The organism is Mesorhizobium helmanticense (assembly GCF_003034915.1).
In the GTDB taxonomy this organism is placed as follows: Bacteria; Pseudomonadota; Alphaproteobacteria; order Rhizobiales; family Rhizobiaceae; genus Mesorhizobium; species Mesorhizobium helmanticense.
Window position 1 is genome coordinate 21,918 of record NZ_PZJX01000047.1, and the last position, 20,354, is coordinate 42,271.

General features: G+C 62.8%; 22 protein-coding genes and 1 pseudogene. 10 read left to right on the forward strand and 13 right to left on the reverse strand.

Annotated features, from left to right (window positions below; all coding sequences use genetic code 11):
• Window positions 1-82 precede the first annotated feature (82 nt).
• The 5 genes from C9427_RS25295 to C9427_RS25315 all read left to right on the forward strand — a co-directional run bounded on the left by C9427_RS25295 (window position 83) and on the right by C9427_RS25315 (window position 4,231).
• The gene (locus C9427_RS25295) at window positions 83-796 is read left to right on the forward strand and encodes a CerR family C-terminal domain-containing protein (protein WP_107651804.1); all 714 of its coding nucleotides are present in this window, start codon (window positions 83-85) and stop codon (window positions 794-796) included.
• The gene (locus C9427_RS25300; protein WP_107651805.1) at window positions 793-1,746 is read left to right on the forward strand and encodes an HlyD family secretion protein; all 954 of its coding nucleotides are present in this window, start codon (window positions 793-795) and stop codon (window positions 1,744-1,746) included. Before C9427_RS25295 ends, C9427_RS25300 begins: the two co-directional genes overlap by 4 nt.
• Window positions 1,743-2,678 carry an ABC transporter ATP-binding protein gene (locus tag C9427_RS25305; RefSeq protein WP_107651806.1) on the forward strand — a complete coding sequence of 312 codons (936 nt, stop codon included), beginning with the start codon at window positions 1,743-1,745 and terminating at the stop codon, window positions 2,676-2,678. The genes C9427_RS25300 and C9427_RS25305 overlap by 4 nt, the downstream gene beginning before the upstream one ends.
• Complete coding sequence (locus tag C9427_RS25310) at window positions 2,675-3,811, forward strand: ABC transporter permease (RefSeq protein ID WP_107651807.1); 1,137 nt, start codon at window positions 2,675-2,677, stop codon at window positions 3,809-3,811. The genes C9427_RS25305 and C9427_RS25310 overlap by 4 nt, the downstream gene beginning before the upstream one ends.
• A gap of 117 nt (window positions 3,812-3,928) precedes the next feature.
• Window positions 3,929-4,231, forward strand: coding sequence for a hypothetical protein (locus C9427_RS25315; protein ID WP_146172595.1), 303 nt, complete (start codon window positions 3,929-3,931; stop codon window positions 4,229-4,231).
• A gap of 97 nt (window positions 4,232-4,328) precedes the next feature.
• Here C9427_RS25315 and C9427_RS25320 read toward each other — a convergent pair whose 3' ends face one another.
• The 3 genes and pseudogenes from C9427_RS25320 to C9427_RS34915 all read right to left on the reverse strand — a co-directional run.
• Entirely contained in the window at window positions 4,329-4,928 is a 600-nt protein-coding gene (locus tag C9427_RS25320; RefSeq protein WP_107651809.1) for a DNA-3-methyladenine glycosylase, read from the reverse strand.
• Between the two features lie 17 nt (window positions 4,929-4,945).
• Window positions 4,946-5,326 carry a nuclear transport factor 2 family protein gene (locus C9427_RS25325; RefSeq protein ID WP_107651810.1) on the reverse strand — a complete coding sequence of 127 codons (381 nt, stop codon included), beginning with the start codon at window positions 5,324-5,326 and terminating at the stop codon, window positions 4,946-4,948.
• Between the two features lie 93 nt (window positions 5,327-5,419).
• Window positions 5,420-5,579 (reverse strand): annotated as a pseudogene (locus tag C9427_RS34915) (pyridoxal-5'-phosphate-dependent protein); the annotation flags it as partial.
• Window positions 5,580-5,775: 196 nt separating this feature from the next.
• Here C9427_RS34915 and C9427_RS25335 point away from each other — a divergent pair.
• Window positions 5,776-7,938 carry a tetratricopeptide repeat protein gene (locus C9427_RS25335; protein WP_107651811.1) on the forward strand — a complete coding sequence of 721 codons (2,163 nt, stop codon included), beginning with the start codon at window positions 5,776-5,778 and terminating at the stop codon, window positions 7,936-7,938.
• Between the two features lie 94 nt (window positions 7,939-8,032).
• Here the strand turns inward: C9427_RS25335 and C9427_RS25340 are convergent, their stop codons facing one another.
• Window positions 8,033-9,016: a threonine/serine dehydratase family protein gene (locus C9427_RS25340; protein WP_107651812.1), complete on the reverse strand. Its 984-nt coding sequence runs from the start codon at window positions 9,014-9,016 to the stop codon at window positions 8,033-8,035.
• Window positions 9,017-9,153: 137 nt separating this feature from the next.
• The gene (locus tag C9427_RS25345; protein WP_107651813.1) at window positions 9,154-9,471 is read right to left on the reverse strand and encodes a hypothetical protein; all 318 of its coding nucleotides are present in this window, start codon (window positions 9,469-9,471) and stop codon (window positions 9,154-9,156) included.
• Between the two features lie 176 nt (window positions 9,472-9,647).
• On the opposite strand from C9427_RS25345, the gene mbfA reads away from it, so the two are divergent.
• On the forward strand, window positions 9,648-10,631 hold the full coding sequence (gene mbfA / locus C9427_RS25350) for an iron exporter MbfA (RefSeq protein WP_107651814.1): 984 nt from the start codon (window positions 9,648-9,650) through the stop codon (window positions 10,629-10,631).
• An 8-nt stretch (window positions 10,632-10,639) separates the two neighbouring features.
• Here mbfA and C9427_RS25355 read toward each other — a convergent pair whose 3' ends face one another.
• The 3 genes from C9427_RS25355 to C9427_RS25365 form a co-directional block, all read right to left on the reverse strand.
• Window positions 10,640-10,984, reverse strand: coding sequence for an antibiotic biosynthesis monooxygenase family protein (locus C9427_RS25355; RefSeq protein WP_107651815.1), 345 nt, complete (start codon window positions 10,982-10,984; stop codon window positions 10,640-10,642).
• A complete protein-coding gene (locus C9427_RS25360) occupies window positions 10,981-11,313 on the reverse strand; it encodes an NIPSNAP family protein (protein WP_107651816.1) in 333 nt (110 codons plus the stop codon). Before C9427_RS25360 ends, C9427_RS25355 begins: the two co-directional genes overlap by 4 nt.
• A 98-nt stretch (window positions 11,314-11,411) precedes the next feature.
• Entirely contained in the window at window positions 11,412-11,633 is a 222-nt protein-coding gene (locus tag C9427_RS25365) for a DUF1127 domain-containing protein (RefSeq protein ID WP_107651817.1), read from the reverse strand.
• A 68-nt stretch (window positions 11,634-11,701) separates the two neighbouring features.
• Here C9427_RS25365 and C9427_RS25370 point away from each other — a divergent pair, with 68 nt between their 5' ends.
• Window positions 11,702-12,376 carry an ArsR/SmtB family transcription factor gene (locus C9427_RS25370; protein WP_107651818.1) on the forward strand — a complete coding sequence of 225 codons (675 nt, stop codon included), beginning with the start codon at window positions 11,702-11,704 and terminating at the stop codon, window positions 12,374-12,376.
• Between the two features lie 93 nt (window positions 12,377-12,469).
• On the opposite strand, the gene ligD is transcribed toward C9427_RS25370, so the two are convergent.
• The 3 genes from ligD to C9427_RS25385 all read right to left on the reverse strand — a co-directional run bounded on the left by ligD (window position 12,470) and on the right by C9427_RS25385 (window position 16,584).
• Window positions 12,470-15,007, reverse strand: coding sequence for a DNA ligase D (gene ligD / locus C9427_RS25375; RefSeq protein WP_107651819.1), 2,538 nt, complete (start codon window positions 15,005-15,007; stop codon window positions 12,470-12,472).
• A 9-nt stretch (window positions 15,008-15,016) separates the two neighbouring features.
• On the reverse strand, window positions 15,017-15,877 hold the full coding sequence (gene ku, locus C9427_RS25380; RefSeq protein WP_107651820.1) for a non-homologous end joining protein Ku: 861 nt from the start codon (window positions 15,875-15,877) through the stop codon (window positions 15,017-15,019).
• Window positions 15,878-16,077: 200 nt separating this feature from the next.
• On the reverse strand, window positions 16,078-16,584 hold the full coding sequence (locus C9427_RS25385; protein ID WP_107651821.1) for a YciE/YciF ferroxidase family protein: 507 nt from the start codon (window positions 16,582-16,584) through the stop codon (window positions 16,078-16,080).
• Between the two features lie 405 nt (window positions 16,585-16,989).
• Here C9427_RS25385 and C9427_RS25390 point away from each other — a divergent pair, with 405 nt between their 5' ends.
• Window positions 16,990-17,136, forward strand: coding sequence for a hypothetical protein (locus C9427_RS25390; RefSeq protein WP_107651822.1), 147 nt, complete (start codon window positions 16,990-16,992; stop codon window positions 17,134-17,136).
• Window positions 17,137-17,315: 179 nt separating this feature from the next.
• Window positions 17,316-17,765: a thiol-disulfide oxidoreductase DCC family protein gene (locus C9427_RS25395; RefSeq protein WP_107651823.1), complete on the forward strand. Its 450-nt coding sequence runs from the start codon at window positions 17,316-17,318 to the stop codon at window positions 17,763-17,765.
• 75 nt (window positions 17,766-17,840) lie between these two features.
• Here C9427_RS25395 and C9427_RS25400 read toward each other — a convergent pair whose 3' ends face one another.
• Window positions 17,841-18,224, reverse strand: a complete 384-nt coding sequence (locus C9427_RS25400; RefSeq protein WP_107651824.1) for a DUF1850 domain-containing protein — start codon at window positions 18,222-18,224, stop codon at window positions 17,841-17,843.
• A complete protein-coding gene (locus C9427_RS25405; protein ID WP_107651825.1) occupies window positions 18,221-20,308 on the reverse strand; it encodes a TRAP transporter permease in 2,088 nt (695 codons plus the stop codon). The genes C9427_RS25400 and C9427_RS25405 overlap by 4 nt, the downstream gene beginning before the upstream one ends.
• Window positions 20,309-20,354 lie beyond the last annotated feature (46 nt).

A 20,354-nucleotide genomic window follows, 5' to 3' on the forward strand; every position in this document is an offset into this window, starting at 1 on the left:
CGAACATGGCAAGACCGGACAAGGCGAGTCGCAGCCGGAAAGTCGACTTGACTTTAATCATTCGATTGATTAAATTCTTGATATGAAGAAACTCCCGAACGCCAAGACCCCGCGTCGCGAGACATCTCCTGCCGAGATGACACGCGCGGCACTGGTCCGCGCGGCGCTCAAGCTGTTCGGACGGCATGGCTTCGACGGTACCTCGACGCGCGAAATCGCGGCCGAAGCCAAGGCCAATATCGGCTCGATCGCCTATCATTTCGGCGGCAAGGAAGGGCTGCGCGCGGCGGCGGCCGACTATATCGTCGAGACCATCCAGACCATTGCCGGCCAGGCGATCGGCAATCCGCGTGCGGCAAGCGATTCCAAAGGGGGCGATTCCAAAGGGGGCGATGCAGAAGCCGCGCGGGCACAACTTCTCACCGCACTGGAGCGGATGGTGGCCTTCGTCGTGGCGAGGCCGGAAGCGGGCGAGATCGTCCAGTTCGTGCTGCGCGAACTTTCGCACCCGACGGCGGCGCTCGACCGCATCTATGACGGCGTCTTCGAGCCGACGCATCGCAGGCTCTGCCTGATCTGGGAACAGGCGACGGGCGAGGCGGCCGAAAGCGAAACGACGCGGCTCACCGTGTTCACGCTGATCGGCCAGGTCATCTATTTCCGCATCGGCCGCGAGGCCGTCATGCGCCGCATGGGCTGGCGCGAGATCGGCGACGCCGAGGCCGCCAAGGTGGTGGCGGTGGTATCGAACAATCTTGAGGCCATATTGGCCGCCCGCAAGGATCCTGAACCATGAGTTTGCTGTGCTCCCTGCCGCTAGCCGCCCAGCTGTTCAGCGCCTGCGCGCCGGCAGCACCGCTTGCCGTCGGCTATGTCGAGGGCGACTATGTGCTGCTGGCGCCGATTGAAGTGGCGCAGGTCGAGACCGTTGCGGTGAGGCGCGGCGACCGCGTCATGCCGGGCACGCCTGTGGTGACGCTGGAAAGCGCCGACGCGAAAATCGCCGTCGCGCAGGCCGAGGCGGCTCTCGCTCAGGCGCAGGCGCAACTCGCCGATCTCAAGGTCGGCAAGCGGCCGGAAGAGATCGCGGTGCTGAAAGCGCAAGTCGACATGGCGAAAGCCCAGGCCGCCGACGCCAAGCGCAGATACAGCCGCGCCAGCGACCTGTTCAAGCGCGGCACCGGCACGCAGGCCGATTTCGACACCGCCTCCGCCACGCTGGAGACGGCCAATGCGCAGGTCGGCCAGGCGGAGGCCAATCTCGCCGTTGGCGGGTTGCCGGCGCGGCCGGAGACGATCAAGGCCGCCGACAATCTGGTCAGCCAGGCGCAATCGGCGTTAGGGCAGGCCAAGTGGCGGCTGTCGAAGCGCGTGCTGGCGGCGCCGTCGCCCGGCCGCGTCAACGACGTGATCCGCAATCCGGGCGACACGGCCGGTCCGACCGCGCCTGTCATCTCAATGCTGCCGGACGGCGCGGTGAAGCTCAGCGTCTACGTGCCGGAAAGCGCGTTCTCGTCGGTGAAGGTCGGCACGCTGCTAGGCGTCCATTGTGACGGCTGCGGCCCGGATTTGAAAGCGCGGGTCAGCTACGTGTCGCCGGACCCTGAGTTCACGCCGCCGGTGATCTACTCGCTCGAGAACCGGCAGAAGCTGGTCTATCTGGTCGAGGCGCGGCCGGAAGGCGATGCCGGTCCGCTGCAGCCGGGGCAGATCGTCGATGTCGATCTGGCGGACATCGGAAAATGAACGTCATCGACGTGCATGGGCTGGTCAAGCGCTTCGGCGACAAGACCGTCGTCGACCACGTGACGATGACGGTGGCCGAGGGCGAGATCGTCGGCTTCCTCGGCCCGAACGGTTCGGGCAAGACAACCACCATCCGCATCATGTGCGGCCTCTTAACCCCCGACGAGGGCGAGGGCACGGTGCTGGGCTTCAACATCCGCACCGACAGTCTGAGGATCAAGCGCGAAGTCGGCTACATGACGCAGAAATTCTCGTTCTACGAGGATCTGACGATCGGCGAGAATCTTGAATTCGTGGCGCGGCTTTACCGTTTGAAGCCGGTCAGCGAGCATGTCGCAAGGACGCTGGAAGAACTCGGACTGACGTCGCGCCGGGACCAGTTGGCCGGCACGCTGTCCGGCGGCTGGAAGCAGCGGCTGGCGCTGGCTGCCTGCATCATGCACAAGCCGAAACTGCTGTTGCTCGACGAGCCGACGGCGGGCGTCGACCCGAAGGCGCGACGCGAATTCTGGGACGAGATCCACCGGCTGGCCAGCGGCGGGCTGACCGTGCTGGTCTCGACCCATTACATGGATGAGGCGGAGCGCTGCCACCGCATAGGCTACATTTCCTACGGCAAGATGCTGGCGTCAGGCACGGTCGAGGAGGTGGTGCGGAATGCCGGGCTGACCACTTTCGTGCTGCAAGGCCCGCGGCTCGATCGAGTTGCCGATGCGCTGCAAGGCAGCCCCGGCGTCGACCAGGTGGCGCCGTTCGGCGCGACGCTGCATGTCGTGGGCTCCGACAAGAAGAAGTTAGAGGCCGCGCTCGCCGATGTCGAGAAGGAACACAAGGGCGTGACGGTGAACCCCGGCGAGACCAGCCTGGAGGACGTATTCATCCAGTTCATGTCCGGCTCGAAGGACAATATGGCCAAGGACAGCAAGGGATGAATGCCGTATTCTCCTTCGCCCGGCTCGGCGCGCTGCTGATCAAGGAGTTTATCCAGATGCGGCGCGACCGCATCACCTTCGCCATGATGCTGGGCGTGCCGCTGATGCAGTTGGTGCTGTTCGGATTTGCCATCAACAGCGATCCCAAGAGCCTGCCCACAGCGCTGGTGGCGATGAGCAACGACCAATACACACGCGCCATGGTCTCCGCCTTGCAGATGACCGGTTACTACCGTTTCGACTATGTGGCGCAGAGCGAGGCCGAGGCCGAAGCATTGATGGCCAAGGGCGCCGTGTCCTTCGTCGTCACAATCCCGGCTGACTTCGCCCAGCGGGTCGAGCGGGGTGACAGCCCGCAAATCCTGATCGAAGCCGACGCGACCGATCCATCGGCTGCCAGCGGCGCCATTTCAACGTTGAGCAAGGTGGCGAGCCAGGCGTTGCTGCGGGCGCAAGGCATGCAGGCGGCCGCCGCCGAAAATGCCAAGGAGCAGCTGCAGGTGATCGTGCACCAGCGCTACAATCCGGAAGGCATCTCGCAATACAACATCGTGCCCGGCCTGCTCGGCGTCATCCTGCAGATGACCATGGTGATGATGACGGCAATGGCGCTGACGCGCGAAACCGAACGCGGCACAATGGAGAACCTTTTGGCGATGCCGTCCAGCCCAGCCGAAATCATGCTGGGCAAGGTGCTGCCCTTCCTGGTCGTCGGGGCGGTGCAGGTGGCGGTGGTGCTGGTGGCGGCGAAGCTGCTGTTCGGCATTCCATTCGTCGGAAGCCTGACGCTTCTTCTGTCGTCGGTGCTTGTTTTCGTGCTCTCGCTGGTGTTGCTCGGTTATACGATCTCGACCATGGCGCGTTCGCAGATGCAGGCAATGCAGCTTACCTTCTTCTTCTTCCTGCCGTCGCTGCTGCTCTCCGGATTCATGTTCCCCTATCGCGGCATGCCGGGCTGGGCGCAGGTGTTGGGCGAAATCTTCCCACTCACGCATTTCCTGCGCATCACCCGCGCGGTCATGCTCAAGGGCGCCGATTTCAATGCGGTAGCGGCCGAGATCGGCTGGCTGCTGGTGTTCGTGGCGGTGTTCGCCGGCACGGCGCTGTTGCGGTTCAGGCGGACGCTGGACTGATTTTTCTCCATATCCCCCGCGCGGCAGATGTCGCGCCCGGCCAGCCATGGATAATGGCGGCTGGCGGTGGATTGCATCGCCGGTTTTGAAACTGCTGCTTTTTCAAGGAGACATGAAATGAGAAAGTCGTTGATTTTCACCCTTATGCTCGCCGCACAGGCGGGGCTTTCCGTGCTCGGCGCGAATCATGCCTCGGCAATGGCGCTCGGCAAGATGATGGCGCCGGCCGCGCAGGACGGCGTCGTCATGGTCCTGTGCAAGTATGGCACGCCGCATTGCGTCAATCCCAACCCCGGCCCGAAGGCGCCGACGGTCAACACCACCACGTTTCCGGATGACGGCTGGGTCGATCCGGACTGCCAGTACTATTCCGGCCTGTGCGATTTCCCCAACGAGGACTGGTTCGGCTTCCCAAAGTGATCCTGCCGAAGTAGCCAGGGCGCTGTCGCCCGGCATGTTTCACTACACCCGCTCCGGCTTGCCGGGGCGGGCTTGATGCTCCGGCTCTGGCTGTCTCTCAATTGTTGAGCGATCCTGGACCGCTGACGAACTCACTCCCCCTGACATAAAATCGCAGAAGCCGGTTCGCATCCTTCGAAATGCCGATCCTGACGCTCTGTCCGATGTCGCCGGGCTCATGGTCGTCGCGTCCGAGCCATAGTGGACCGTTCCGGCAGAGATCGAGCCCATCGAGCGAACGATCGATCCGCAACGCCGCGGCGAGCCTTCCTGGTCCGCGCGCCAAATCACGCAAGCGCTCGATGCCGCGATTGAGCCGCATGATCTCGATGCCTTCGAGCGGCTCGAGCGCCCTGATCAGCACGCCGGTTCCGGTCCCCGGCATCTCGCTCGAGACATTCAGCATGTAGGAGATGCCGTAGGCGAGATAGACATAGGCGTGCCCACGCTCGAGAAACAGCGAACGATTGCGCGGGGTCATCCCCCGGTAGCCGTGGCCGGCGGCGTCGCCGACGACATAGGCCTCGGTCTCGACGATCCGGCCGCTGACCATGCCTTCAGGCAACGCCCGCATCACGACCTTGCCGATGAGATAGCGGGCGAGAGAGGTCGTGTCCGTCGGCAGCTCCGCGCGCACGAGGGGGCGGTGGATGGGCATCTTACTGCCGCCAGATTTCAGGGTATCCGCTCGACCCATTCAGCGCGCGAAGGCCCCGGCTCGAACGGATCGGCGAAATACTGGGTCTCGTGGGCCACCTTGCCATGAAGGAACTCCATGATGCTCACGGTGTAGGACGGCCGCCCGTCATAGGTCAGCACATATTCGGTGACCCAGAGGTCGCCCGCGCCGATGATGCGCCGCACCGTAAAGCGCTTGCGGTTCGGCTGCGCGGCGCGAGACGACTGAATCTTCCTCCGCCCGCGGATGCGCTCACCCGATTGCGGATATTCGAGCACTGCGTCCTCCCGATAAATCTGGTGCTCCACCTCGAGATCGTTCGCATCGGAGGCAGCCCAGTGGCGATCCAGAGCCGCTCGAATCTCAAGGTCTCCCATATCAAGTCTCCTCGACCATCGACGTCCATCGAGCCGCGACGCAGGGGAGCAGGGGATTCGACGCTTTGGAGCGACGCGTGACCCGTCGCCATCCTATACGGCCGCCATGATCTCCGCATAGGCACCGAAATCGACATTGTCGCCTGACTGTACCACGGCGACGCATTTGTCTCAGTTCGATCTTGCCCGACGCAAGTGCCGCCAGGCCGACGCAGCCGCCGGGCTCGACCACCAACTTGAGATGGGCCATGGCTCAGCATTAAAGCGACAGTTCCGTCATCCTCAATGGCAAGATCGATGCCGCTGATGCGGCCGTATCTGCGAACTACGCGTTTCATCGACGGCTTTTTGCTGGATGATCCCGATACACCGGCGACGGACGCTGAAGAGGTCGGTCGTTTCATTTCAGTGTGACCAGGTCTATACTCCACGGGGGACAGGCCAGATTGATGGACCGCAAGCTTTCCGCCATTCTCGCCGCCGATGTTGTGGGCTATTCCACCCAGATGGAACGCGACGAGGCCGGCACGTTCGAGCGCCTTCGCGCTGGACGCAAGGAGCTGTTCGAGCCCGAGATTGCCCGCCACCACGGCCACATCTTCAAGCTGATAGGCGATGGACTGCTGGCCGAATTCGGCAGCGTCGTGGACGCAGTCGAATGTGCCGTGTCGTTGCAGCGCGGCCTAGTGGAACGCAACGCCGCCGTTTCCGAAGATCATCGGATTCGCGTCAGGATCGGGATCAATCTGGGCGAGGTGATTGTCGAGGGCGAGGACCGGTATGGCGAGGGCGTCAACGTCGCTGCCAGGCTTCAACAGCTAGCGGAACCTGGCGGCATCTGCGTCTCAGGAAAGGTCGCCAAAGAGGTCGAGAGGAAGTTGGCTTTCGGCTTTGAGCCGATGGGCGAACAGAAGCTGAAGAACATCGCCGAACCGGTGCAAGCATACCGGGTGCTGCTCGATCCCGAGGCGGCGGGAAAGCCTATGGCTGTCAATCGACACCCACGCTTCAGGCGCAATCTGGCCGTCGCTATTTGGGTCCTTGTTGTCGCAGTCGGCCTTGCAGCAGCGTGGTGGCGACCGTGGGAGCCACCGCTTCGGCCCACCGCTCTGACGGCCAATGCGAAAGCCGACACCCGGCCATCCCTTGTCGTGCTTCCATTTGACAATCTCAGCGACGACAAGGCGCAAGGTTATCTGGCTGACGGTTTCACCGAGGACCTGACCACAGAACTTGCACGCACACCCGGCCTTTTCGTCGTATCGCGAAATGCGGCTTCCGCCTACAAGGGCAACGAGACCAAACCCACAGAGATCGCCGCAGCGCTTGGTGTTCGGTACATACTGGAGGGCTCGATACGTAGGGTCGGCGACGACATGCGCATCAACGCGCAGTTGATCGATGGCTCGACCACTGGTCATCTCTGGGCGGAGCGTTTCGACGGCCAGTGGGCGGATGTCTTTGCGCTACAGGACAAGGTCGTCGCCAGCATCGCAGGCGCGCTCAAGCTCCGTCTCGTCAGCGCTCAAGGTAGGGCAGACTTGGCGGGAGGCACGCGCAATCCCGCAGCCTATGAAGTTTACCTCAAGGGCATGGAAATCTATAATCGGCGCAATACTCCAGAGGAGTTTTCTCAGGCGGTGAGGTTTTTCCAGCAGGCGCTTGAACTCGATCCGAATTTCGGCGCGGCGGCAGCCTCGCTTGCATGGGCCTATTGGGAAATGGACGGGCCGCGGGCCAGGGCTTTAGGCATTTCGGACATTTGGGCTCTTTACAACATCTACAAGTACCTGGACGAGGCGGCCAAGCATCCTTCGCCGTCCTACTATCAGCTCGTTGCCAGTTTGCTGGTTCGCGAGCACCGGTCCGACGAGGCAGTCGCGGTTATGTTCAAGGCAGTAGCGCTCGACCCAAGCGATCCCTTGAACTATGTCGGGCTGGCAGACGCCCTGACTTTCAATGGCAGGCCGAACGAGGCGCGCGACTATCTCGACGCGGCCAACCGTGTCGACCCAGGCGGCAATGACTATCGGCACTACCAGGCGGGGCTGGCTGAATTTGGCCAGGGTCGTTTCGCGGAGGCCGTCGACCACCTTGAAAGGATTGATCTCCAATCGCCCGATCCATGGCCGAAATTCTATGGCCTGCAGGTATTGGTTTCGGCCTACGCACATCTCGGGCGCAGTGACCAGGTCGCGGCCTACAGCGACAGGCTGAAGGAAGTCATGTTGGAACGAAAGGATGGAGGGGCAAATCAGCTCGTCACTCAGAGGTATTTTGTGTTCAAGAACCCGGCCGACATAGGACGCCTGCTGGATGGCCTGAACAAGGCCGGTTTGCCGGAGTTGCCTGAAGAGGTCGATTTGGATGCGAAGGACCGGCTTACCGGTTCGGAAATTAAGTCTCTCATCCTTGGTCGCGAACTGCGCGGGGGAGGCGCATGGCTAGATGAAGAAACCAGCTGGGTGCAGCAGAACTTCCTGTGCGACGCTATTCCAAAAGTTCAGACAACCTGCGGCGCGGTCTTCCGCAATCCTGCCGGGATATCGGAGCGAGGCAATGAGTATACCGCAGTCTTCCGTTTTGATAGTTTTGAGTTTTCGACCAAATAAGACCACCCGGGACCTACCGGCGAATGTTAGTCTAGTTCGCCGCACTCGTGGCGTCGGAGCGCTCCTGCGTGCAGATACCGGAGGCGCTTGCCGCTCAAGCCGCCGCCATGATCTCAGCATAGGCGCCGAAATCGACATTGCCGCCTGACAGCACCACGGCAACGCATTTGCCTTTCAGTTCGATCTTGCCCGACGCCAACGCGGCCAGGCCAACGCAACCGCCAGGCTCGACCACCAGCTTGAGATGGGCCATGGCGTCGCGCATAGCCTGTCTTGTCGCGTCGTCGGAGACGGCGATGCCGCCGGCGAGGTTCCGGCGGTTGATCTCGAAGGTGAGCGCGCCCGGCTCGGCGACGAGCAGGGCATCGCAGATCGATTTGTAACCGGGTTCGTTCGCGACCCTTTCGCCCTTGGCCAGCGAGCGGCTGGTGTCGTCGAAATGCTCGGGTTCCACCGCCCAGACGGAAGTGCCCGGCGAGGCATCCTTGACGGCGATCGAAATGCCGCTGCTCAGGCCACCGCCACCACAGGGGATGACGACCGCGTCGAGGCTGACACCGAGCGCTTTTGCCTGGCGCATCAGTTCGAGGCCGATCGTGCCCTGGCCGGCGATGATGGCCGGATCGTCGTAGGGCGGCACCAGGACCATGCCTTTTTCCACATAGGGTCGGACGACGGCCGCGCGATCCTCGCGGAAACGGTCGAATGGCACCACCTCCGCTCCCATCTTGCGGACATTGCCGATTTTCATCGCCGGCGCGTCGGCCGGCATGGCGATCACCGCCCTGACGCCGAACATGGCCGCCGAGGCGGCGACGCCTTGCGCATGGTTGCCGGAGGAGAAGGCGACGACACCGCGGCTGCGCTCCGCGGCCGAAAGTGAGGACAGCTTGTTGTAGGCGCCGCGGAACTTGAACGAGCCGGTGCGCTGCAGCGTCTCCGGCTTGAACAGGATGCGGCCGCCAAAGTGCTTGTTGATGTCAGGCGATTCGATCAGCGGCGTTTCGACGATCAGGCCGGAGAGGCGCGCCGCAGCGCTGCGGATATCGGCGATGCCGGGGAGGGTGGCGGTGGTCATGAAGTGGTCCTGTGGAAATGTGATTGCCGATGGTGCACGGAAAACCACACCGCGCACAATCGAAAAAATGTGTCGGTTACAATTCAGTCTTGGGAACAGCTCTCTTTCAGCAGCAACCTTCGCGATTGACCGAAGCCTCACCCAAGCAGCGTTTTTCGTTTGGCGCCGCCGATCTTGCGCCAGGTGTTGAAGCGGTGGGTGGCGGCGGCGAAGGAGATCTTCATCTGCTGGGCGACCGAATAGCGCGACTTGCCTTCATCGAACATGCGGTAGCAGCATTCGGCACCCTCCTCGGTCAGCTTGCCTTCCGGGGTCTTGTTGTGCGAATTGGCGGGATCGAATTTTTCGACCTGCTGCTCGACCAGGCCTTTCAGGCGCAGGAGATCGGCCTCGATGTTGGCGATCAGGTCGAGAACGGGTTTCGGGTCGAATTGCGGGGGCTGTTTTGCCCGCATCCGTGGCTTCCTTTCTCTTGGCTTAGGTTCAGCTATATAGGTGAACATTTGCTGATAATGAAGTGCGCGCCTTGCGCCGGACTTCAACAATTCTTGATTGCCACTCGAACGGGGAAATTGACCCACGGCGCGGCAAACCCTAGTTTAGAATAATTCTAAACTAGGGTGAATTGCTCATGCTTTCCCGCGTCTTCGGCTTCGGCCGCCGCCCTTTCGAATCGCTGTCGGAACAGGAGATCCTGGCGCTCGCCATTTCGTCGGAAGAAGATGACGGGCGCATCTACCGTGCCTATGCCGAGGGGCTGGCGGACAGTTTTCCGCAATCGGCCAAGGTGTTCGAGGCGATGGCGCAGGAGGAGGACGGCCATCGCGACGCGCTGATCGAGCTCCACCGCAAGCGTTTCGGCGAGCGCATTCCGCTGATCCGGCGCGAGCATGTGAAGGGCTATTATGAGCGCAAGCCCGACTGGCTGGTGAGGCCGCTCGGCATCGCGGCCGTGCGCCGGCAAGCCGAGGCGATGGAGCGGCAGGCCTATCTGTTCTATTTCGAGGCGGCCAAACGCACCAGCGATGCCTCGACCAGAAAGCTGCTCAACGATCTGGCGACCGCCGAACAAGGTCATGAGAGTTCGGCCCATCAGCTGGAACAGGAGCATGTGCCGGGCGAGGTCAAGGACGAGGAAGCGGCGGCCGAGCAGCGGCAGTTCATCCTGACCTATGTGCAGCCGGGACTGGCCGGGCTGATGGACGGGTCCGTGTCGACGCTGGCGCCGATATTTGCCGCGGCGTTTGCCACGCACGACACATTCCAGACTTTCCTGGTCGGGCTTGCCGCCTCGATCGGCGCCGGCATATCGATGGGCTTCACCGAGGTGGCCTCGGACGACGGCAAGCTTTCGGGCCGCGGCTCGCCGGTCAAACGCGGCATCACCACCGGATTGATGACGGCGCTTGGTGGCCTCGGCCACGCCTTGCCCTACCTGATCCCCTATTTCTGGACCGCGACCGCGGTTGCCGCCGTGGTGGTGTTCTTTGAATTGTGGGCCATCGCCTTCGTGCAGAACCGCTACATGCAGACGCCATTCTGGCGCGCCGCGTTCCAGGTGGTCTTGGGCGGCGCGCTGGTGTTCGCGGCAGGCGTGCTGATCGGGAATGCGTAGCGAGCGGCTCACCCATGCAACGCCCGGCTGTCCGCCGGCGCTTCGGCGCGTTCGGTGAGGCCGTAGTCGCGCAGGACATGGGCGATGCGCAAACGGTAGCCGGCAAAGATACCGCCGCGCCCGGCCTTCTGCGCCTGCCGGTGCTCCTCGGTGTTGCGCCAGGCTTTCACCGCGTCCTCGTCGCGCCAGAACGACAGCGACAGGATCTTGTCCGGATCGACAAGACTCTGGAAGCGCTCGATCGAGATGAAACCGTCGATGCCGTCGAGCAGCGGACGCAGCTCGGCGGCGATGCCGAGATAGGCATCGCGCTTGCCTGCCGCCGGCTCGACCTCGAAGATGACGGCGATCATGGCTTGATCAGCTTTGCGTGCGGGCCGGAGGCGAGCTTAAGGAACATGCGATCCTCCTTCAGGATGAATTTCTCACGCCGGGCGAATTCATAGTTTGCCTTGCCGGCCGGGTCGGCGGCAAGCCTGGCGCGGTAGGCTTCGTAGGCGGCGAGGCTGTCGATATTGTAGGCGGCGTAGGCAGTGGTGGCCGAGCCTTCATGCGGCGCGAAATAGCCGATCAGGTCGGCGCCACAGCGCGGAATGGCCTGACCCCAGTTGCGGGCATATTCCTCGAACGCCGCCTTGCCGAACGGGTCGATCTCATAACGGATGAAGCAGGTGATGGTCATTTCTTGCCTCCTCTGGCAGGTGGGTGTCGTGTTCATTGATAGTTCGATCGAGGTCGAAACGTCCTGCGGATCGGTGTGCTAGGCAATCCCTTGGCCGGTCATCTCTGCCAGAAGGATTTCGCGCATTCGCGGCGCACGTCTTCTCGTGTCAGGCCGAGGTCGCGCAGCAGGTGTTCGTCGATCTCGGCGAGGTCGAGGCGCTGCAAATGGCGATCATACCAACTCGCCACCAACCGCAAGCGCAATCGGCGCAGGAACGGGAACAGCAGGCGACCGGAAAAGGTGACGGCTGAAGGGGGTGAAGCGGTTGTTGCGGTCATCGTCGTCTCCTTGATCTCCCCGGAGAATAGTGGTTACCTGACTAGAATGCTTCGATGAGGAACGAACTATGCGTGAAGGACCCGACATAGCCCGCATCGCCAGCCTGGTCGGCGATCCGGCGCGGGCAAACATGCTCTCCGCACTGATGGGCGGCACGGCGCTGACGGCGAGCGAACTGGCGCTGGAGGCCGGCGTGTCGCTGCCGACCGCCTCATCGCATCTGTCGAAACTGATGGAGGGCGGATTGCTGACTTTGGCAAGCCAAGGGCGGCACCGTTATTACGGCCTCGCCGGGCCGCAGGTGGCCGGCATGATCGAGGCCATCACCGGCGTGGCGGAAGCCGTTGGCCCAAAGCGGGTGCGGCCGGGACCGCGCGACGCGGCCATGCGCGTGGCGCGGGTCTGCTACGATCATCTTGCCGGCGAACAGGCGGTGGCGATGCTCGACCGTCTCGTCGACAGAAAGGTGCTCCTGCGCGAGGACAAGGAGATCAGGCTCGGCCCGTCTGCCGCGTCACATTTCGCCGCGATCGGCATTGTCGTCCATGACAAGCCGCGGCGACCGGTGTGCCGCGCCTGCCTCGACTGGAGCGTGCGCCGCTCGCATCTGGCCGGTACGCTGGGCGCTGCCATCCTCGACAAGATCCTCACTGAGAAATGGGCGAGGCGGGAGAAGGACAGCCGTGCGGTGGTGTTTTCGCCGATGGGAAGGCAGGCTTTCGAGAAGGTATTTCTGGCGTAGTTTGCGGGGCGCGCGCCCCACCTTCGTCATCCTGGGGCGAAGCAGGAGCGAAGCTCCGTCGCGAAGACCCCAGGAAGACGAAATCGTGGAGGATCAGCCCCGTTTCAGCAACTTGCCCATCTTGAAAAAATCCTTCCACGGATCGGCCTCACCGAGTCGCTTCAGCGTCGTCTTGTCGCCAAGGGGAAAAGCGTTCGGCGCCAGCCCCTTCTCGATCTCCGGCCAGGTTACCGGCATCGATACCGTCGCCCCTTTCTTGGCGCGCGACGAATAGGGCGCCACCGTGGTCGAGCCGCGGCCGTTGCGCAGATAGTCGACGAAGATTTTTCCGGTGCGCGCCTTCTTTGACAGCGTCGCCGTGTAGCGGTCGGGTGCGGCCTGCTCCAGCGCGCGGGCGAAATCATGGGCAAAGGTCTTCACCTCGTCCCAATCCGCCGACGGTTTCAGCGGCACGACGACATGGTAGCCCTTGCCGCCGGATGTCTTGACGAAATTCGGCAGTGACAGTTCGTCGAGCTGACCGTGGATGTCGAGCGCCGCCGCGCGCACGGCTTTCACATCGACGCCTTCGTCGGGATCGAGGTCGAAGACGATCTGGTCCGGTTTTTCCAGCTCGTCAGTTGTGCAGCCCCAGATGTGGATCTCGACCACGCCATACTGGACCAAAGCAGCGACGCCGTCGAAATCCCTGATGAATAAGATTTCCTCGCCGTCCGTCGGATCCTTCATCCTGGCGATCTTGTCATGCATGCCGGCCGAGGCATGCTTCTGGAAGAAGCGCTGGCCGCCAATGCCGTCCGGCGCCCGCACCAGGCTGAGCGGCCGGTTGACAATGAATTGCTGCATGCGCGGCCAGACCAGAGCGTAGTGCTCGAGCAGATCCTGCTTCGATATTTTTTCCTCCGGCCACAAAAGCTTGTCCGGATGGGAGAGCTTTACGTCGGTTTTTACCGCACCTGTGGATTTCGCCGACCCTGCGGATTTCGCCGTGGCGGGCGTTGCCTTCTCTGCCTTGTCTTTGGTCGCTGCCTTGTCTGTCGATGCTTTCGGCTTTTCCTGCACGACTTCCTCCGCCGGCTTGTCCTCGCGCAATCCCTGGAACGAGGCATGGCGTATTATACGGTCCGAGGTCCAGCTGCGGAACTCCACTTCGCCGACCAGCTCCGGCTTCACCCAGACCAGCCCCTTGCCCTTCGGCACGGCGGCAGCAAAGGGCGAGGCCGTCGCCTTCAGCGCGTCGAGCTTTTTCTTCAGATCGGCTGCCGTCCTGACTGAAAAGCCGGTGCCGACGCGGCCGGCATAGTGCAGTTTGCCGCGCTCGTGATAGCCGACCAGCAGCGAGCGCAGGCCGCGTCCGGTCTTGTCCGACGGCAGATAGCCGCCGATGACGAATTCCTGGCGCAACGTGCATTTCGACTTCACCCAGGTGAGAACGCGGCCGCTGCGATAGGGCGCGTCGGCGCGCTTGGAGACGATGCCTTCCAGCCCCATGCGGCAGGCGTGCTGCAGCATGACCTTGCCGGGTTCGGCGAAATGATCGCTGAAGCGCACCGCCGGATTGTCCGGCTGCTTGCCGAGCAATTCCAGCAAGGCCTGCTTGCGTTCGACCAGCGGCTCGGCGCGCAGATCCTGCCCGTCAAGCCGCATCAGATCGAAGACGTAGTAGAGAAACCGGTTGGTGCGGCGCGCCGACAGATCCGCCTGCAGCAGCGCGAAGGAAGAAACGCCACTATCGGCGAGCACGACGATCTCGCCGTCGATGATGGCGTCGGTGCATTTCAGGCGCCCAAGTTCCGCGACGATCTCGCCGCCGAATTTCGCGGTCCAGTCGAGACCGGTGCGGGTCAGCAGCCGCACCTCGGTGCCGGCAAGCTGCGCCTGTATGCGGTAGCCGTCGAACTTCACCTCGTGCAGCCATTCCTCGCCGGCCGGGGCATCCCTTTCCAGCGTCGCCAGGCATGGCTCGATGAAGTCGAGCCGCGTCGCTGCCTTGGCCTTTTTGCCGGCCGCCGGCTTGTTGGAATGCCAGACCTTCGGCTTCCTGCCGTCGGCGGTCTTGCCTTTTGCGACCTCTTCGATCGTCAGGCCCGACTTCACCGATTGCGGCGCGTCCTCAAGGATGTCCTCGCCGGGGCGTGCCGCGGCATCGCTGGACTTGATCAGCAGCCAGTTGTCGCGCTTTTCGCCCGAACGCGGCTTCAGCCGCACCAGATGCCACAGGCCATGCAGTTTGTGGCCCTCAAGCTCGAAGCTGATATGGCCCTTCTTCATCGCCTTGGCCGGGTCGCTCTCCGGCGTCCAGGTGCCCTCGTCCCAGACGATGACGGTGCCGCCACCATATTCGCCCTTGGGAATGGTGCCTTCAAAAGGTGCATAGTCGATCGGATGGTCCTCGACATGCACGGCCAGCCGCTTCTCGTGCGGGTCGAGGCTCGGGCCGCGCGTCACCGCCCAGCTCCACAGCACGCCGTCGTGTTCGAGACGAAGGTCATAGTGCAGCCTTGTGGCGGCATGTTTGTGGATGACGAAAATGCCGCCGGCCTGGCCTTCCCCACCGCGCGCGACCTTGCCGGCCGGCTCCGCCGTCTTCTTGAAATCGCGCTTGGCGTTATATTGTTCGAGCCCTGCCATGCCGAAATCCTACGCCGATTTGCGCCGGGCGGCGGCTTTCGGTTTCGCGCGTTTGGCCTGCGATCTGGCTTTTGCCGGTGGTTTTGCCCCGTCGCCCGACGACAGGCTCTTCTTCAGCGCATCGAACAGGTTGACCACGTTTGACGGCTTCGGCGCTGCCTTGGCTTTCGGCGCCTTCCTGCCCGCCTTCTTGGCGCGGATCAGTTCGAGCAGCGCATCCTCGTATCTGTCGTCGAATTTCGAGGGATCGAATTTTGCTTTCTTCTTATCAATGATGTGCTCGGCCAGCTCGATCATCTCGCCCTCGGTCTTCGTCGCCTTGATATCACCGAAGACGCTGTCTGGCTGCCGCACGGTGTCTCCGTAACGCAAGGTGGTCAGCACCATGCCCTTGCCGAGAGGCTCGACGACCACAGGGCGTTCTCGACTGTAGAGCACGAGGCGGGCAAGCCCTGCCTTCTTCTCCGCGGCCATGGCGTCCCGGATGACGGCAAAGGCCTCCTCGGACACTTTGTCGGCGGGCGATACATAATAGGGCGTGTCGAGATAGATCTGCTGGATCGAGGACTTTTCGACGAAACCATCGAGGCTCATCGTGTGCGAGGACTCGATCTGCACCGCCTCGATCTCATCCTCCTCGATGTGGATGAACTCGCCGTTGCCAACCTCGTAGCCCTTGATCTCGTCGCCCTCTTCCAGCGGCTTGCCGGTCTCGGCATCGACATAGATGCGCTTGACCGTATTACCGGTCTTGCGATTGAGGATGCGGAAGGAAACCTTTTCGGTATGGGTGACGACATTGGTCAGTTCGATGGCGCAGGTCACCAATGAAAGTTTCAGATAGCCTTTCCAGGCTGGGCGCGGCGCCATGACGAACTCCCTCTGCGATGTGGATTCAACCGAGAACGAGCGACACCCGATCCCGGTTCCCCACCGCGAAGGCGAGGTCGGCGGTTCTAATGCCTGTCGCGCAAAAGTGCGCAGCGGTTTTGCGGTAACGACATGCATCAAAACAAGAACCTAAAGCGCGCCGCACGCGCTTTAGGCGCCCGCCTCGCCTCGTCGATCCACTATTCGGCGGCTTGCAGGTTGATCTTGCTTTCCGCCATTTCGGTGAGCTTACGGTCCGTCGCCTGCTCTTCCTTCAGATTCTTGGCCAGCACATTGGCGCAGTCGCTGCGGCCGAGCTGTTTGGCCCAGGCGATCAGCGTGCCGTAGCGGGTCATCTCATAGTGCTCGACGGCCTGCGCCGAGGCGATCAAGGCGGCATCGAGAACCTCCTTGTCATCGATGTCGCCACTGACTTCGTCGGCTTCTTCGAGAATGCCATCAATGGCCGGGCAGTTGACGGTCTTGGCCTTCACGCCATGCAATTCAAAGACCTGCTCGACGCGCTCGATGTGGCCTTTGGTCTGATCGAGATGCTTCTCGAAACCTGCCTTCAATTGCGTATCTGTCGCCTTGTCGATCATCTTCGGCAAGGATTTCTCGATCTGCTTTTCGGCATAATAGATGTCGCGCAGCGTGTGTACGAACAGGTCGTCCAGTGTCTTGATGTCTTTCGAAAAGAAGCCCATGGCTTTTGCCTTCCATTGCTCTTGCTGTGTGAAATCCGGCGGCAGCTCCGGTCGGAAGGCTGCCGCCTGCGAGGCCGGCTCGTTCCGGCTTGTTCGATCAACGTGCTGATACCGGACGGGTTCCTGGCTTTCCCTGCGCACGCACGGAAATTTCGCGAGGCGGTCGGCGGTTGAAACAGAACCGCGCTTAAGCGACATCCAAACGAAACATATGTGATGCAAAAGTCACAGTGGGCGGAATGTCGACAAACCGCATGGAAAGACCCCGAATCAGCCGCATTCCAGCCACGAACCAAGGCATTTCGGACCAAAAATTAACATCACGTTCACCGACTATTCACGCCTCGACGCTATGATGCCCGCAATTCGGAAGGGACATCCGAAACAGGGACAGGGACAGGTAAAATGAACTTCTTGACGCACCTTATCGGCTATGCCGCCGCCATCCGCGAATTCGTCGCGCCGACCTATCGGCCGGAGCGCTACTACATGCGCGGCCCCGGCCCGGCTTGCGCCCGTCGCGGCAACTCGCTTGGCATCAGCGTGCACTGATGATGACCTTCGAAAGCCGTCATGACAGCCGGATCTGCAGGCCGGCCGCAAACCATCGCGCAACCACCTACCGCGTCGAGCGCCCCGCGCTGGCCGACAGACGGCGCGCGACAACGCCAGGACTTTAACGACGCCGTCGGCTGGCTTAGTGTCGTGAGACGCCACCAGCCGGGGCCAACATGACCGACCTGCCCGAACCGACCCCTGCTTCCCAACCACTCTCCCTAAAGGCAAATCCGCCGCTGATCGTTTTCGACGGCGTCTGCGTGCTTTGCTCAGGCTTCGTGCGCGTGGTCGTCAGGCTCGACCGCAAGCGCCGCTTCCGTTTCGCCACGGCGCAGTCGCCGCTCGGCGAAGCGCTGTTCAGGAAATACGGGCTGCGGACCGACAGCTACGAGACCAATCTGGTCACCATCGATGGCGCCGCCTTCACGCGGCTGGACAGTTTCGTCGCCGTCATGGCCGAACTGGGCTGGCCATGGCGGGCCGCGAAACTCTTGCTCCTGCTGCCGCGCGGGTTTCGCGACTGGCTCTACGATCGCATCGCCAAAAACCGTTATGCCCTGTTCGGCCGGAAGGACAGTTGCGATATCCCTTCGGCCGAGCTGAGAGGGCGGCTGATCGGCTGACGTCCGATCCATGCAGGGCTTCCATCAGGCCCGACATGGCGGGTGGGTGGTACCCGCAGCCGGAACGGTCGTACGCTATCGCGGCTGGTTCGAACCGTCCGCAGCGCACGGCTCCAGCACGATCGTGTCGCCGGCCGCCTTGCCCAACTCCCGGCAGCCCTCAACCGTGCACAGTGTCCAGCCTTCGCCGGTCGCGCCGGAGGCGGCGAGCACGACACGGGGCTGAATGCCGATCTTTGGCACATAGGCCCACCAGCCGTCTCTCAGCACCGCGCCTTCCGGCGGCTCCATGCCGGCGCCCGATCCCTTGACCCGCGCCTCGACGACCTGCAGGCCGGACGGCAGCACGCTCCAGTCCTCCTGCCAGCGCGTCCTTTCCACCGAATGCGTCCAGGACAGCGTGAAGGCGGCGACAGAAAGCGTCACCGTCTTGCCGGCGGCCAGGATGCAGAGGCTCATGCAGTATCGGCGACAGATGCCTGCCGCGCGCGCCAACAATGCCAGCCGATCCATATGACAGCGAGCGCCCAGCCGGCCTCGTCGGTGAGCGGCAGCGCCGCGACCAGCAGCACACCGGCGGCGAAGGCGACCAGGCGTTCCCACAAGGCCATGCGCCGGGCGAGGAAGCCGACGGCGGCGGCGCCCCAGAGCACGATGCCCATGCAGGCCTTGACGACGATATAGGCGACTTCGACGGGATAGCCGAACTGAGCGGCGAGCGGGCCGGCATCCTGCAGCATCAGGGCCGGAGTGTAGACCGCCATGAAGGGAACGACGAAGCCGGCGATGGCGAGCTTGGTGGCCTGGATGCCGATCTTGAGGCCGCTCTCCTTGGCCATGGGTGCGGCGGCAAAGGCGGCCAGCGCCACCGGCGGGGTGAGGTCGGCCATGATGCCGAAATAGAAGACGAACATGTGGCTGACCACCAGCGGCACGCCAAGCGACAAAAGGGCTGGGCCGGCCAGCGACGAGGTGATGATGTAGTTGGGAATGGTCGGGATGCCCATGCCGAGCACCAGGCAGGTGAGCATGGTCAGCAGCAGCGACAGGAACAAATTGTTCTCGCCGATGGAGATGATCCAGCCGATGAAGGTCGACGCAATGCCAGTGAGCGTCAGCGTACCGATGACGATGCCGACGATGGCGCAGGCGATGCCGACCGGCAGCGCGTTCTTTGCGCCTTCGGCAAGCGAGTCGATACAGATCCGCAGCGTCTCGCGCCCGCCCTTGAAGGTGAAGCAGGCAGCAATGAGCGCGACGATCACCACAGCGAGAATGTTGACGCCGAACTTCATGAACGAGGCGGCGGCAAGCCCGAGCGCCAGCCAGAAGACGATGCGGAAGGCAAGCGGGCCGATCAGTGCCGCCAGCGGCGTACCGAGGATCAGCACGATGGTCAGCGCCAGGCCCATGGTGCCGGCGAAGATCGGCGTGTAGCCGGCGAACAACAGATAGATCAGTGCCGCCAGCGGCAGCACCAGCGGCCAGTGTTGTCTGACCGCGTCCCATGGATTGGGCAGGTCGGCCTTGGCCATGCCGTGCAAGCCGGCCTTGCCGGCTTCCAGATGCACCTGCCAGAAACAGGCGCCGAAATAGAGCAACGCCGGGATGATCGCCGCCTTGACCACTTCGGCATAGGGGATGTTCAGCGTCTCGGCCATGATGAAGGCGACCGCGCCCATCACCGGCGGCATGATCTGGCCGCCCATCGAGGAGGTGGCCTCGACTGCGCCGGCGAAAGCCGGGCGGAAGCCGAAGCGCTTCATCAAAGGAATGGTGAACTGGCCGCTGGCCACGACATTGGCGACGCCAGAACCTGAGATGGTGCCCATCAGCGCCGAGGAAAGCACGCAGACCTGCGCCGGGCCACCACGCCACGAGCCGACCAGGCCAAGGGCGAAATCGTTGAACAGCGCGATCATGCCGGCGCGTTCGAGAAAGGCGGCGAAGACGACGAAGATGAAGATATAGGCGGCCGAGACATAGATCGGCGTGCCGTAAATGCCTTCGGTGCCAAAGGCGAAGGTGTCGACGAGCTGGGCGAAGTCATAGCCGCGATGGATGAAGGGCGCCGGCAAATGATTGCCGACGAAGCAATAGGCGAGGAAGATGAAGGCGATGACCGCCAGCGGCAGCCCCATCAGCCGGCGCGCCGCCTCAAAGACCAGCACCACCAGCAGCGTGCCGATGATCAGGTCCGGCGTGGTGAGGAAGCCCGAGCGGCGGATCAGGTCGGTGTAAAACACCCAATTGTAGAGGCCGGTGCCGAAGCCGAGCACGCCAAGCGTCCAGAACGCAGCTTTCGCCGGCACGCTTTTGGCGCGCAGATTGGCGATCAGGGCAAAGCCGAGCAGCAGCAGGAAGCCGACATGCATGGCGCGCACCACCTGGCTCGGAATGCTGCCATAGGCGGCGATGTAGATCTGGAAGACGGAAAAGGCGATGGCGATGAGGAAGGCCGCCTTGCCGGCAGAGCCTTCGCCGAAGCCCGGTGGCAGGCCTTCGAGGGGTTCTTCTTCAACGGCGTTTTCGGTGATGGTCATTGGCGGCTCCTGGCGGGGTTCCCCTCCCCCTTGAGGGGAGGGTGGA

Bases quoted from the DNA above. Each gene is read 5' to 3' on its own strand.
- C9427_RS25295 (WP_107651804.1), top strand. From the start codon at position 83: ATGAAGAAACTCCCGAACGCCAAGACCCCGCGTCGCGAGACATCTCCT.
- C9427_RS25300 (WP_107651805.1), top strand. From the start codon at position 793: ATGAGTTTGCTGTGCTCCCTGCCGCTAGCCGCCCAGCTGTTCAGCGCC.
- C9427_RS25305 (WP_107651806.1), top strand. From the start codon at position 1,743: ATGAACGTCATCGACGTGCATGGGCTGGTCAAGCGCTTCGGCGACAAG.
- C9427_RS25310 (WP_107651807.1), top strand. From the start codon at position 2,675: ATGAATGCCGTATTCTCCTTCGCCCGGCTCGGCGCGCTGCTGATCAAG.
- C9427_RS25315 (WP_146172595.1), top strand. From the start codon at position 3,929: ATGAGAAAGTCGTTGATTTTCACCCTTATGCTCGCCGCACAGGCGGGG.
- C9427_RS25320 (WP_107651809.1), bottom strand. From the start codon at position 4,928: ATGCCCATCCACCGCCCCCTCGTGCGCGCGGAGCTGCCGACGGACACG.
- C9427_RS25325 (WP_107651810.1), bottom strand. From the start codon at position 5,326: ATGGGAGACCTTGAGATTCGAGCGGCTCTGGATCGCCACTGGGCTGCC.
- C9427_RS25335 (WP_107651811.1), top strand. From the start codon at position 5,776: ATGGACCGCAAGCTTTCCGCCATTCTCGCCGCCGATGTTGTGGGCTAT.
- C9427_RS25340 (WP_107651812.1), bottom strand. From the start codon at position 9,016: ATGACCACCGCCACCCTCCCCGGCATCGCCGATATCCGCAGCGCTGCG.
- C9427_RS25345 (WP_107651813.1), bottom strand. From the start codon at position 9,471: ATGCGGGCAAAACAGCCCCCGCAATTCGACCCGAAACCCGTTCTCGAC.
- mbfA (WP_107651814.1), top strand. From the start codon at position 9,648: ATGCTTTCCCGCGTCTTCGGCTTCGGCCGCCGCCCTTTCGAATCGCTG.
- C9427_RS25355 (WP_107651815.1), bottom strand. From the start codon at position 10,984: ATGATCGCCGTCATCTTCGAGGTCGAGCCGGCGGCAGGCAAGCGCGAT.
- C9427_RS25360 (WP_107651816.1), bottom strand. From the start codon at position 11,313: ATGACCATCACCTGCTTCATCCGTTATGAGATCGACCCGTTCGGCAAG.
- C9427_RS25365 (WP_107651817.1), bottom strand. From the start codon at position 11,633: ATGACCGCAACAACCGCTTCACCCCCTTCAGCCGTCACCTTTTCCGGT.
- C9427_RS25370 (WP_107651818.1), top strand. From the start codon at position 11,702: ATGCGTGAAGGACCCGACATAGCCCGCATCGCCAGCCTGGTCGGCGAT.
- ligD (WP_107651819.1), bottom strand. From the start codon at position 15,007: ATGGCAGGGCTCGAACAATATAACGCCAAGCGCGATTTCAAGAAGACG.
- ku (WP_107651820.1), bottom strand. From the start codon at position 15,877: ATGGCGCCGCGCCCAGCCTGGAAAGGCTATCTGAAACTTTCATTGGTG.
- C9427_RS25385 (WP_107651821.1), bottom strand. From the start codon at position 16,584: ATGGGCTTCTTTTCGAAAGACATCAAGACACTGGACGACCTGTTCGTA.
- C9427_RS25390 (WP_107651822.1), top strand. From the start codon at position 16,990: ATGAACTTCTTGACGCACCTTATCGGCTATGCCGCCGCCATCCGCGAA.
- C9427_RS25395 (WP_107651823.1), top strand. From the start codon at position 17,316: ATGACCGACCTGCCCGAACCGACCCCTGCTTCCCAACCACTCTCCCTA.
- C9427_RS25400 (WP_107651824.1), bottom strand. From the start codon at position 18,224: ATGAGCCTCTGCATCCTGGCCGCCGGCAAGACGGTGACGCTTTCTGTC.
- C9427_RS25405 (WP_107651825.1), bottom strand. From the start codon at position 20,308: ATGACCATCACCGAAAACGCCGTTGAAGAAGAACCCCTCGAAGGCCTG.